At 54.2% G+C, this 12589-nt stretch carries 12 protein-coding genes and 1 tRNA gene; 8 read left to right on the top strand and 5 right to left on the bottom strand.

Features of this window, described 5'->3' with window-relative positions:
• Positions 1 to 11: 11 nt before the first annotated feature.
• The gene (locus tag BUA28_RS15720) at positions 12 to 176 is read right to left on the bottom strand and encodes a hypothetical protein (RefSeq protein WP_176767752.1); all 165 of its coding nucleotides are present in this window, start codon (positions 174 to 176) and stop codon (positions 12 to 14) included.
• On the opposite strand from BUA28_RS15720, the gene dnaB reads away from it, so the two are divergent.
• The gene (dnaB, locus tag BUA28_RS00660) at positions 175 to 1563 is read left to right on the top strand and encodes a replicative DNA helicase (RefSeq protein WP_072766227.1); all 1389 of its coding nucleotides are present in this window, start codon (positions 175 to 177) and stop codon (positions 1561 to 1563) included. The two genes, BUA28_RS15720 and dnaB, sit on opposite strands and share 2 nt — an antisense overlap.
• A 123-nt stretch (positions 1564 to 1686) precedes the next feature.
• On the opposite strand, the gene BUA28_RS00655 is transcribed toward dnaB, so the two are convergent.
• From BUA28_RS00655 to queD, 3 genes are all read right to left on the bottom strand, one after another.
• Entirely contained in the window at positions 1687 to 3132 is a 1446-nt protein-coding gene (locus BUA28_RS00655) for a PhoH family protein (RefSeq protein WP_072766226.1), read from the bottom strand.
• On the bottom strand, positions 3122 to 3598 hold the full coding sequence (locus BUA28_RS00650) for a peroxiredoxin (RefSeq protein ID WP_072766643.1): 477 nt from the start codon (positions 3596 to 3598) through the stop codon (positions 3122 to 3124). Before BUA28_RS00650 ends, BUA28_RS00655 begins: the two co-directional genes overlap by 11 nt.
• A gap of 100 nt (positions 3599 to 3698) precedes the next feature.
• Complete coding sequence (gene queD, locus BUA28_RS00645; RefSeq protein WP_072766225.1) at positions 3699 to 4160, bottom strand: 6-carboxytetrahydropterin synthase QueD; 462 nt, start codon at positions 4158 to 4160, stop codon at positions 3699 to 3701.
• Between the two features lie 16 nt (positions 4161 to 4176).
• Here queD and BUA28_RS00640 point away from each other — a divergent pair, with 16 nt between their 5' ends.
• Complete coding sequence (locus BUA28_RS00640) at positions 4177 to 5037, top strand: radical SAM protein (RefSeq protein WP_256598184.1); 861 nt, start codon at positions 4177 to 4179, stop codon at positions 5035 to 5037.
• Positions 5038 to 5133: 96 nt separating this feature from the next.
• On the opposite strand, the gene BUA28_RS00635 is transcribed toward BUA28_RS00640, so the two are convergent.
• A complete protein-coding gene (locus tag BUA28_RS00635; protein ID WP_025041617.1) occupies positions 5134 to 5418 on the bottom strand; it encodes a helix-turn-helix domain-containing protein in 285 nt (94 codons plus the stop codon).
• Between the two features lie 595 nt (positions 5419 to 6013).
• Between BUA28_RS00635 and BUA28_RS00630 the strand changes: the two genes are divergently transcribed.
• From BUA28_RS00630 to galK, 6 genes are all read left to right on the top strand, one after another.
• On the top strand, positions 6014 to 7243 hold the full coding sequence (locus BUA28_RS00630) for an aspartate kinase (RefSeq protein ID WP_072766223.1): 1230 nt from the start codon (positions 6014 to 6016) through the stop codon (positions 7241 to 7243).
• Positions 7244 to 7351: 108 nt separating this feature from the next.
• Positions 7352 to 7444 (top strand) — tRNA-Ser (locus BUA28_RS00625).
• 271 nt (positions 7445 to 7715) lie between these two features.
• A complete protein-coding gene (locus BUA28_RS00620; RefSeq protein WP_218587207.1) occupies positions 7716 to 7988 on the top strand; it encodes a hypothetical protein in 273 nt (90 codons plus the stop codon).
• Between the two features lie 596 nt (positions 7989 to 8584).
• The gene (locus tag BUA28_RS00615) at positions 8585 to 10339 is read left to right on the top strand and encodes a glycoside hydrolase family 2 protein (protein ID WP_072766642.1); all 1755 of its coding nucleotides are present in this window, start codon (positions 8585 to 8587) and stop codon (positions 10337 to 10339) included.
• Positions 10339 to 11424 (top strand): galactose-1-phosphate uridylyltransferase, encoded by a 1086-nt coding sequence (gene galT, locus BUA28_RS00610; protein ID WP_072766222.1) that lies wholly within the window; start codon positions 10339 to 10341, stop codon positions 11422 to 11424. Before BUA28_RS00615 ends, galT begins: the two co-directional genes overlap by 1 nt.
• Entirely contained in the window at positions 11421 to 12581 is a 1161-nt protein-coding gene (galK, locus tag BUA28_RS00605) for a galactokinase (RefSeq protein ID WP_256598183.1), read from the top strand. The genes galT and galK overlap by 4 nt, the downstream gene beginning before the upstream one ends.
• Positions 12582 to 12589: the final 8 nt, after the last annotated feature.

Below are 12589 nucleotides of genomic sequence, written 5' to 3'. Positions count from 1 at the left end.
GTCCCTTGATTTCAAGTCCTGGTTGCCAACTCAGCGTTGACAACCAGGGGCTCGACAGCGGATTCCTTTAGAGGTATCCCAAGGGCTGCTACACTGCAATTTTCTCCTTTTTCCGTATTCCATATCGTACGGATGGTAAAATCTTCCTCTTCCCCGTAACGCCACCCGGATCCCATGGCTCAATTCCTTACCGCAGCCACCAACGATCAGTTGCTTGAATCATACAAAATGCCGCCGCATTCGGTTGAAGCGGAGCAGTCTGTGCTGGGCGGGTTGATGCTTGATAATTATGCCTGGGATAAGGTGGCTGACGTCATCACCGAGGATGATTTTTACCGGCAGGACCATCGGCTCATTTATCGTCACATTTGCAAATTGGTGGAGCACAGCAAACCTGCGGACGTGGTGACCGTCGCCGAGTCGCTTGAAATATCAGCTGAGCTGCAAAACGTAGGCGGATTGGCCTATGTAGGTGTGATCGTTCAAAATACGCCCTCTGCAGCCAATATTCGGCGTTACGCGGAAATCGTGCGCGAACGGGCAGTGATGCGCAGATTGGCTCAGGTCGGCTCGGAGATCTCCGACTCCGCGTATAGTCCTGCAGGTCGCTCTGCGGCGACCTTGCTGGATGAAGCTGAAGCGAAGGTGTTTGAAATTGCCGAGGCAGGGGCACGGGGAAAGCAGGGTTTCATCGATATCCAGCCACTCCTCAAGCAGGTCGTGGAGCGTATCGAGACACTCTACAATCAGGATAATCCCAGCGATGTGACCGGTATCGCTACCGGATTCCATGACCTCGATCAGAAGACTTCCGGCTTTCAACCGGGTGACCTGGTTATTGTCGCGGGTAGGCCTTCCATGGGCAAAACGGCCTTTTCGCTCAACATTGCCGAGCATGTTTCGCTGGTACTGGAAAAACCCGTAGCCGTATTCAGTATGGAAATGGGGGGGGCGCAGCTGGCCATGCGCATGCTGGGCTCGGTAGGGCGCCTGGATCAGCACAAGGTTCGCACCGGCCGCTTGCAGGATGAGGATTGGTCCAAGCTGACCCATGCCCTGGGCAAGCTGAGCGAGGCGCCGCTTTTTATTGACGAAAGCGCGGCACTGAATGCGCTTGAAGTGAGAGCGCGGGCGCGGCGGCTTCATCGCCAGCATGGCGAACTGGGATTGATCGTGGTCGATTATTTGCAGCTGATGTCCTCAGCCGGTCAAGGCGAGAATCGGGCCACCGAAATTTCCGAAATTTCCCGTTCGCTGAAGGCATTGGCAAAAGAACTGCAAGTGCCTGTTGTCGCGTTATCGCAATTGAACCGCAGCCTGGAGCAGCGTCCTAACAAGCGCCCCATCATGTCCGACCTACGCGAATCGGGAGCCATCGAACAGGATGCGGATCTGATTCTTTTTATCTATCGGGATGAAGTCTACAACCCTGACACACAAGACAAGGGAATCGCTGAAATCATTATAGGCAAGCAACGGAACGGTCCGATTGGCAAAGTGGATCTTACTTTCCTTGGCGAATACACCAGATTTGAGAGCTGCGCCAAATCCGGACATTATTGAGAACCGCTGAATAACGCCTACGTGCGTACCTGGATTTCATCCAGAGACTGCACCGGTAATCTTAGGGGCATAGGGCGCAGGCTGGCTTACCCCGAGCCTTAATCAAGCTATACAAGCTATAAACTACAAGACCTCCGTCGCATAGTCGGCCAGCCTGGAACGTTCGCCGCGTTGTAGCGTTACGTGCCCGCTGTGGTTCCATCCCTTGAATCGATCCACCACATAAGTCAATCCTGAGCTTCCTTCGGACAAATAAGGCGTATCTATCTGGGCAATATTGCCCAGGCATACCACTTTGGTCGCCGGTCCAGCGCGGGTAATGAGCGTTTTCATCTGCTTGGGCGTAAGATTCTGCGCCTCATCGATTATCAAAAACTTGTTGATGAAAGTTCGCCCACGCATGAAGTTGAGCGACTTGATCTTGATGCGTGAGCGGATCAGATCAAGCGTGGCTGCGCGGCCCCATTCTCCCGTGCTGCTGTCCGTTTTGTTGAGGACGTCCAGGTTATCTTCCAGCGCGCCCATCCACGGCGTCATCTTTTCTTCTTCGGTTCCTGGCAGAAAGCCGATGTCCTCGCCCACCGGCACAGTGACGCGCGTCATGATGATTTCGGAATAAACCTTGTGCTCGAGCGTTTGCATCAGGCCAGCAGCAAGTGTGAGCAAAGTCTTGCCCGTACCCGCCTGCCCTAGCAGCGTAACAAAGTCGACTTCCGGGTTCATCAGTAAATTGAGTGCAAAATTTTGCTCACGATTGCGCGCGGTGATTCCCCATACGTTATTTTTTTGATGATTGTAGTCCTTGAGCGTTTGCAGAACGGCGGTTTTGCCGCTGTGCTCGGTGACTTTGGCATAGAACGGTTTGTCATGCTCCAGATAAACAAACTGATTGACGATAAAGCTGGTGCAGAGCGGGCCTTTGACGCGATAAAACGTATGGCCCGAATGCTGCCATGATTCCATTTCCTTGCCGTGTTTGTCCCAGAAATCCGCGGGTAATTCCTGTATCCCGGAAAAAAGGAGATCGGTGTCTTCCAGGACCTTATCGTTGAAGTAGTCTTCTGCCGCCAACCCCAGCGCCCGCGCCTTGATACGCATGTTGATGTCTTTGGAGACCAGCGCAACACTACGATCCGGATAGGTTTCGTGCAAAAATTTTACGACGCCGATAATCTGGTTATCGGCGCTGCCGCTCGCCAGTCGCATGGGCAAAACGCTATTGATCGCCTGCGTCTGAAGGAACAGCCGCCCGGTGGCGTTCTTGCTGCCATGCGACTGTAACGAAATACCTTCATCAATATCGGTTATCGCGCTGCAAACGATCTCATCCAGGAAACGGCTGGTCTGCCGCGCATTGCGCGCTACCTCAGACATTCCTTTTTTGTTATTGTCGAGCTCCTCAAGGATAACCATGGGGATATAAATATCGTGTTCCTGGAAACGAAACAGGCTGGTGGGATCGTGCATCAGCACGTTGCTGTCGAGCACGAACAGCTTGGGGTTGGTTCTCAAACGGGTGATTTTGGTAACGGGAGAACCTGCAGATGAAGCCGGTTTTCTAGGACTCATGACTTTCTCTGCCCAGGTTCTTCACAAACTCCAGTACTTCCTCGACATGGCCATCAATTTTGACTTTCCGCCATTCCGCCCGCAGGATCCCTTCTGAATCAATGACGAAAGTGCTCCGCTCTATGCCTCGAACCTGTTTGCCATACATATTTTTCATCTTGATGACGTCGAACACCTTGCATGTGGTTTCGTCACTGTCGCTCAGCAATTCGAAAGGGAATTCCATCTTCATCTTGAAATTTTCGTGCGACTTGATACTGTCTCGCGAGATACCTACAATATCGCAGCCGAGTTTTTGAAATTCGCCGTAAGCGTCACGGAACTGCTGACCCTCCGTGGTGCATCCCGGCGTGTTGTCTTTCGGATAAAAATAAATTACGAGGTTTTTTCCGGAAGCCTCGGACAAACGAAATATATTATTGCCGGTAGAAGGAAGCTCAAAATCGGGAACGGGCTGATTTAGCATGGAAGAAGGCTCACAGTAAAAAGACTTGTTTGCAGAATTTTTCATTTTGCATGGTAACAAAAAGATGGCATAAAGCAAATGTCGAGGCCGCGGGACTTATTCAGCGCTTCTTCAATACTTGGGCTCGCGTGGCGTCTGCCCAGCAATTGGGCGTTTCAAACAAGCGCACATGCTCCAGCCTCAGGTGGTTGCCATAGGTATCCTGATAGGCCGCATCCAATATCCGGAATGCAGTGAGCACGAGATTTTCCGCCGTGGGTGGCGTATCCAGCACGACTGTTTTATGGTCTTCCAGAGATTGAAGAAATTGCAATAACTTTACGTCTTCGGAATATACCAGGAATGCGTGATCCCACTTGTCCACCAGCGCGGTATTGGCGATGCGTTTTACCTCGGAATAATCCATTACCATCCCTTGTTCGGCGACGCCTGCCTCAGTGATAATGTCTCCGGACAAGGTAATTTCAATCGCGTAGCGATGCCCGTGCAAGTGACGGCATTTGCTATTATGGGAAGGTATGCGGTGGCCAGCGTCGAATTCCAGCCTGCGTGTAATTAACATTATCGGAATTGTAACATTGCAGCGAACTTCTAAACTATTGCATGTCGAGGACCACAGCCGCGATGTCGCGGGGATGACTTACGTCTATCCCGTAGTGTCGCGCCGCGCCGGAGGCGTTTCGATAGGCATCAACCTCAATCCCAACAATGCATGCAACTGGCGCTGCATTTATTGCCAGGTTCCTGAGCTCAAACGCGGAACGGCTCCGATAATTGATCTGGGCAGGCTCGAGGCGGAATTGCGCACGTTCCTGCATGAAATTCTGCATGGCGACTTCATGCAGGTGCAAGTACCCCCGGAAGCACGGCGCATCAACGACATTGCATTCTCAGGCAACGGCGAGCCCACCAGTGCCCGGGAATTTGAACAGGTGGTGGAACTGATTGGACGCGTAAAAGCCGATTACGATCTCCCCCAAGAGCTTAAGCTGGTGTTGATCACCAATGGCAGCCTGATCGAGCGGCCTGGCGTACAGGCAGGCTTGCGCCGCATGGCGGCGCTCAACGGCGAGGTCTGGTTTAAGCTGGATAGCGCTACCCGGGAGGGAAGGCGATCCATCAACAATGCAAGTATGAGCCTGAAGCGGGTGCGTGAAAATCTGGAGCGGGCTGCATTTTTATGCCCTACCTGGCTGCAAACCTGCCTGTTTCAAATCGATGGCTTGCCGCCGACCCAGTTGGAATCGGACGCCTATCTGACATTTATCGAGAAATTCCTGCAAGGAGGAGGGCTGCTCAAAGGGGTATTGCTATATGGGCTTGCACGACCGTCCCTGCAGCCGGAAGCACCGAGGCTTACAAATATCAGTCAGGCGTGGATCGAGTCATTTTCGGCAAAAATCCGCGCCCTCGGACTCGCCGTCAAGCTGAATCCGTGAATTCCGACTCTCGCCTTCCCGATTCTCACATTGATATTCAATGGCATTAACCCAAATCCGACTGTAATGGCTATACCTTAACGGGTATCTTGACCGTTACTTTGCTTTGGCCGCTTTTTTCAGGCTCTTGTACAAATCGGGATTCTGGCTCTTCAGCAACGCAGCCACGGCCAGGTCATCCTTTTTGATTTTGGTGAGATCGATATGCTCCATATGTACGAGCCGCACGAGCTCCCTTACTGGCCGCGGCATATTCCGTCCACTTTCGTAACGGGAGCCCCCACTTTGAGTGACACCGACTTTGCTCCAGAAGTCATGCTGGTTAAGACCCAATTTGCGGCGGATTTCACGAGGATTGGATATTTCTTCGAAGAGTTTCATGAGTCGGCTCTCACAGGTTATGGTAAAAGTTATTGTTGGGGTTATGTTATAGAATTATTGCACATACATAAATTTAATTCGTTTTTTTATTCTATGCAAGTATTAAGTGTGTCAGTTTTTTCCTCTGCCAGGCTTTATCCGGCTTTCGTACTTATCATTTGGCATGTTTGGCGAGCGCTGGATAACTCCGGTGCAAGCATATGGCGCTTTGCAAGGATGAGGGGTGCGAAAGGAATGGAATGCGATGGAGCGAATGGTTGAATCCCTTGTCTTCATTAGGGAATTCCCTGCCAGGCTCACCATAAGGTAGCGGTGCAAATCCCGAACTTACTTGCATAGCGTAGATGAAAGAAGTGTCCTCGTAAACGGCAATGACATTATGAGCCCCGCGACTAAACGGATGAAATTGGGGCCTACTTCGTCTATTCGGAATAGTTACAAGTTTTCTTTCCGGTAATGAGGTAAAATCCACCAAATAAAAAACTATATTCTCTGAGGCAAACTCTTGCCATCACCGACTGTAAATTGATCCGGCATATAATCCGGTTTTGCTTGCGGCAGGGTTCGTTATTCCCAACATGGAAGCCGGGTAATCGTGACACTTATTATTCAAAAATACGGCGGTACATCGGTCGGCAGCACTGAGCGCATCAAGAACGTCGCGCGACGTATAGCGAAGTTTCAATCCCGTGGTCACCAGGTTGTGGTGGTGGTTTCCGCAATGAGCGGGGAAACCAATCGCCTTATTGCTTTAGCCAGGGAGTTCCAGTCGCATCCAGATCCGCGTGAACTGGATGTCATGGTTTCGACCGGAGAGCAGGTTTCTGTCGCGCTGTTATCGATGGCGCTGATGGATCTGGGTATCAAAGCGAAGAGCTATACCGGGACCCAGGTGAGAATACTTACCGACAACGCCCACACTAAAGCGCGGATATTGAAAATTGATGAGGATAAAATACGCAGGGATCTCGATGCAGGGTATGTGGTGGCGGTGGCCGGGTTTCAGGGAGTGGATGAAGCCGGCAGTATCACGACGTTGGGTCGCGGCGGGTCCGATACGACGGCGGTTGCATTAGCGGCAGCACTTGAGGCCGCTGAATGCCAGATTTATACCGATGTGGATGGCGTTTATACCACCGACCCACGCATCGTGCCCGAAGCTCGCAGGCTCAAGACCATTACTTTCGAAGAAATGCTCGAGATGGCGAGTCTGGGTTCGAAGGTATTGCAAATTCGTGCTGTCGAATTTGCAGGCAAATACAAAGTTAATTTACGGGTGTTGTCCAGCTTCGAGGAAGAAGGGGAGGGCACACTGATTACCCTCGAGGAAGAAAAGAACATGGAGCATGCGATTATTTCCGGTATCGCATTTAATCGGGATGAAGCCAAGATTACCGTGCTGGGTGTGCCGGATCGCCCCGGTATCGCTTATCAGATTCTCGGCCCGGTCGCGGATGCCAATATCGATGTGGATATGATTATCCAGAACGTCGGCCACGATGGCATGACGGATTTTTCATTTACGATAAACCGTAATGAATTCGCCAGGACCATGGATATCCTGAAGAACCAGGTTCAGGCCCATATCGGCGCGCGTGGCGTCATCGGCGGCGAAAGAATAGCCAAGGTATCGGCTGTGGGTGTCGGAATGCGCTCGCATGTGGGTATCGCAAGCAGAATGTTTCGAGCCCTGGCGGAAGAAGGAATCAATATCCAGATGATTTCCACCTCTGAAATAAAAATCTCGGTGGTGGTGGATGAGAAATACATGGAACTCGCCGTACGCGTGCTGCATAAGGTATTTGAACTGGATCAGGCGCCATGACCGCTGAGGCAGCCGGTTATGCAATTCATACCATCTAATACACGACCCAGCGTTTGACCGTGGAGTTGTAAACCGCTATTCTAGTATGGCTTTACGTTTTTGCTTTGTGGAGAGATGGCCGAGTGGTCGAAGGCGCTCCCCTGCTAAGGGAGTATAGGCTCAAAAAGCTTATCGAGGGTTCGAATCCCTCTCTCTCCGCCAGTTATAGGCATGCGCTCAATTTTTACGGTTTGCCAGAGCTTCTCCGGTTGCTGATACTAGCGGGCGAGGGCGCTAGACTGAGCGTAATCACCACTACCGTTGAGGCTGCCGGTAGCCAAAACTTTCACTTCGCTCACTTGAGACATACACCGACTTAGGTGGAAAACGCCCAATCCAATTTGCTTCGTTTGCCGCGAGCGCTCATCTGCTACCCTCCGCCCTCTGGTTTTATTATCTAACGTGCTTTCAGATGGCGTGATATGCAGTAGCGATGACTGAAAACCAGAGTCTCGAACAAAAAGCCCGCGACAACATTGATGCGCTGCTCTCGCAGGCGGGTTGGATGGTTCAGTCAGCCAGGAGAATCGACCTGAACGCCGGCGCCGGTCAGGCGGTGCGCGAATACCAGACGGATATCGGCCCCGCAGACTATGTGCTGTTGATGGACAAGAAAGCGGTGGGCGTAATCGAGGCGAAGCGCCCGGAAGAGGCGCAGCGGCTTACTGCCCATGAATCCCAAACCGAAGCTTATGCGGTGCAGTAAATATCGGTAAGATGTCAGCGGATGAGCAGTGCGTTGTACGGCAGGCCAGCGCCAACCCAAGCGCATAATCCAAGCATACAACCCGCGTATGCCCCGCTCAGTATTAACACTTCTTCTGACAGCAACGACTACCCGCCTACATTTTTTCGGGTGATTGCCCATGAGTTGGATCGTCGCCTCTCCTGTACATAAAACTCAATCGCCGCAGTAGTACCGGCTTTATTCTTGTTAACCATCTTTTTTGCTGCTAATCTGAAATTTGACGCCCTGTTGTTATCGTCGCTCTGCTACATGTAGGGTCTAAATGATGTGGGGCAATCCGGGATTTGCACCAATAATAAATATTGGAAAGCTGGGCAGCACGAATTTTCAATTCTCTTCCTGCGACGGTAAAATTAGAAAGAAACCTCCGCTATTTGATAACTTGTGAAACCGATATCATTTGCGGTCGTGTGACCAGACACCCATAGCGCCTTCGAAGCAACATTAAACATAGACGGTGCAATTTGGGCCGCCGTCGGTTTTCAAGAAATAACTGTACTCGCGATGCCAGCAGCAGGAGGAATGCCTTGGAATTCGCCTATCCCCGCCCGCAGATGCAGCGCTCGAACTGGACTTCTCTCAACGGCAAGTGGCGTTTTTGTTTTGATGACGCGGGCGAATTTGCGCTGCCGTCTCAAATCAAGTCCTGGCCTCTGGAGATCACGGTACCTTTCCCGCCCGAATCGGAAGCAAGCGGTATCGGTGATCGCGGCTTTCACTCATTTTGCTGGTATGAGCGGGACTTCGACTGCCCACGCTCTACCGGGCGAGTTATCCTGCGCTTTGGCGCGGTGGACTACAACGCCCGGGTATGGATTAACGGTTGTCTGGCTATCACCCACGAGGGCGGCCATACTCCATTCTGGGCCGATATCACCGACATGCTTCATCCCTCCGGCAACCAGACGGTCACCGTACATGTGGAAGACGACCCGCATGAACTTGCCAAGCCGCGCGGCAAGCAGGACTGGCAACTCGAACCCCACTCCATCTGGTACCCGCGCACGACCGGAATCTGGCAGACCGTCTGGTTCGAGCGGGTAGCGGACAATTACATTGAAAAAATCCGCTGGACTCCCGAGGTGCCGCACTATGCCATTGGTTTTGAAGCGCGTGTCATAGGCGAATCAACCGACGATCTCACCGTCGATGTCTGCCTGCGCCATGGCGAGCAGTCGCTCGCACATGACCGCTACCAGGTGGTGGACGGGCAGGTTGACCGACTTATTGTACTGTCCGATCCGGGTATCGACGATTTTCGCAACGAACTGCTGTGGAGCCCGGAGCGGCCTACGTTGATCGATGCCACGGTGCGGCTCATGCATGGCGAAGAGGTGGTGGACCAATTTGCTTCGTACACCGCCATGCGCTCTGTGCATATTTTGCGTGACCGCTTCATGCTCAACGGGCGCCCCTACATGCTGCGGCTCGTGCTTGACCAGGGCTATTGGCCCGACACCTTGCTCACGGCGCCCGGCGACGAGGCGTTACGCCGGGATGTGGAGCTAGCGAAAGCCATGGGCTTCAATGGTGTTCGCAAGCACCAGAAGGTTGAGGACCCGCGCTATCTTTACTGGGCAGATACGCTGGGACTCATGGTTTGGGAGGAAATGCCGTCTGCTTATCGTTTCACGCGCAGCGCCATCAAGCGGACAGTTCGCGAATGGGGAGAGGTCATCGAGCGTGACTACAGCCATCCCTGCGTGATTGTCTGGGTGCCTTTCAATGAATCTTGGGGCGTGCCCGAACTTGCTTCCGTCGGGAAGCAGCGGCACGCGGTCCAAGCGCTGTATCACCTCACGAAAACACTGGACGCCACCCGTCCGGTAATCGGTAATGACGGATGGGAAAGCAGCGCGACCGACATTATCGGCATTCACGATTACGATGCCAACATCGAACACCTGAGCCAGCGTTATGGTGCCGGTATTCAGCCCGATCAGCTGTTCGACCGGCGGCGGCCGGGTGGGCGGATTCTTACGCTCGACGGCTATCCGCATCGAGGCCAGCCGATCATGCTGACCGAATTCGGGGGCATCGCTTTTGCCAAGTGCACGCAGCCGGACGTGAAGCACACCTGGGGCTACACTGCGGCCAAAGACGAAAACGAATTTGCGCGAATGTATGCCGAGCTGATGGATGCGGTGATTCATACCGCGCTCTTCAGCGGTTTTTGCTACACCCAGTTTGCCGATACCTTTCAGGAAGCGAATGGATTGCTCTGCGCAGACCGCACGCCCAAGATTCCCCTTGAGGAAATCGCGAAGGTGACATGCATTTCGCGTACCCACATACCCGGAGGCGTCTGATGTATTCGCTTGATCTTACCAAGCCGGACGGTCGTAAAATGACGCTTTATGGACGTCGGCCGTTTGATTCGCAGACTGCCGCGCCGAGCCCATTTGTGGAACCGCTGAACGCGAGCCCGCATCTGCGGTGGCATCCGCTGCGCGGTGAGTGGGTGACTTACGCTGCGTATCGGCAAGGACGCACCTTTCTGCCTCCCCCTGAATACAATCCGTTGGGCGTGACCATCGATCCTGCGCACCCGACCGAGGTGCCGGCAGGAGACTGGGATGTGGCAGTGTTCGATAATCGCTTTCCCTCCCTCGGCGGCCCCAGCGCAGAGCCGCCCTCGTTGATCGTGCCGACCGCGCGGGCGGTTGGGCATTGCGAAGTGGTGGTGTTCACGCAGAATGCGGGCGCGTCATTGGGCGTGCTGCCGCTTGCGCACATCGAATTGCTGATGCAAGTGTGGGGAGAGCGCACAGCCAGGCTGGCCCAGCGGGGCGATATTGCCTATGTGCTGCCGTTTGAGAATCGGGGTGCGGAAGTTGGCGTGACCTTGCACCACCCGCATGGCCAGATTTACGCCTACCCGGTCGTGCCGCCAGTGCCGGCGGGGATGCAGCAGGAGGCACAACGGTACCATGCAGACAAAGGTAGCGGGATACTGCAAAATCTCATCACCGCGGAGCGAAGCGCGAGGGTGCGCATGCTTTATGAAGGCGACCATGCGGTGGCGTTCGTTCCGGTATGCGCACGATACCCCTATGAGGTGTGGGTCGCCCCGATCGAGCCGGTCGAGAACTTCATTCAGCTCACGGGCGAGCAGCGTGCTGATCTGGCGCGGGCGCTGAAGACCGTGCTGCTGAAGTACGATGGATTGTGGCAAAGGCCTTTTCCATACCTGATGGCCTGGTACCAGGCGCCGACTGATGGCGAAGCGCATCCTGAATCGCATTTGCACGCAGAGTTCTATCCGCCTTATCGCACCTGGGACCGGATAAAATACTTGGCGGGAACTGAAATTGCAGCGGGTTTTTTTGCGATGGACGCGTTGCCGGAAGAGAAGGCGCGCGAGCTTCAGCAAATCGAGGTGACTCTCGAATGAACGCTTTTCCCGGGCGGCGGGATGCTCATGCGTTTCATGGCATGGCTCGAAACACTCCTGGAAGTATGAAGGGCGGCTTCGAGGCAGCGTTTGGGCGCCCGCCCGAGGTAGCGGCGCAAGCGCCAGGCCGCGTCAACCTGCTAGGTGAACACACCGATTATAACGACGGCTATGTGTTGCCGATCGCCATCGAACAGCAGACCAGCGTCAGCATGCGGCGGAATAATCAGGACGAGTACGTAATGCATTCGGAAATACTCGGCAGCAAGGTTCGCTTCAAGCTCGACGCATTGCCGGCGGAACACTTCGCGACCTATGTGTATGGCTGTCTCATGGAAGCGCGTGCTGCCGGCATCGCTGCGCCAGCACTGGATATCCACATCGAGTCAAATGTGCCCATGGGAGTGGGCCTGTCGTCAAGCGCGGCACTGGAGGTTGCCACGCTACGTGCCTTACGTGCCCTTACGGGCCAGTCGCTGGACGACGTGCGCCTGGCGCAACTCGCGCAGCGGGCGGAAATCGAATATGCGGGCGTGCGTTGCGGCATCATGGACCAGATGGCGTCAAGCCTTGCCGGAACGCAATGCGCACTGTTTCTCGATACGCGTACGCTGGAGCGACGACTGGTTCCGTTGCCGCCAGCGTCGGCGGTGCTGGTACTCGATTCGGGCATTGCCCGTACCCTTGCCGGGAGCGGCTACAACCGGCGCCGCACGGAATGCGAAGAGGCCGCAAAGCGGCTTGGCGTGGCCGCGCTGCGCGATGTCAGCGATATATCGATTGCGGACATTCTGCCTGAGCCATTGCGCCGCCGGGTGCGCCACGTCGTCAGTGAAAATGCCCGCGTGTTGCTGGCTGCCAGTTGTCATGATGCAATGGAGTTCGGTATCCTGATGAATGCGTCGCATGCCAGCCTTCGCGACGATTATGAGGTCTCCGTACCCGAACTGGATCAATTGGTAGGGCTATTGCAGGCGCATCCTCATGTATACGGGGCTCGCCTGACGGGCGCGGGTTTTGGGGGCGCGTGCGTAGCCTTGTGTGAGCCGCAAGCACTGCATGAAATTTCAGAGACGGTGCTGAGAGGCTATTCCAGCGCAGGCTTTACCGGTCGCGTGCTTGTACCGCCGACCGAAGAGGCTTGGTTGGATCGGTAATGGGACGG

It is taken from the genome of Nitrosospira sp. Nsp11 (genome assembly GCF_900142705.1).
GTDB lineage: Bacteria > Pseudomonadota > Gammaproteobacteria > Burkholderiales > Nitrosomonadaceae > Nitrosospira.
This window is presented reverse-complemented; position numbering and strand designations above follow the sequence as displayed.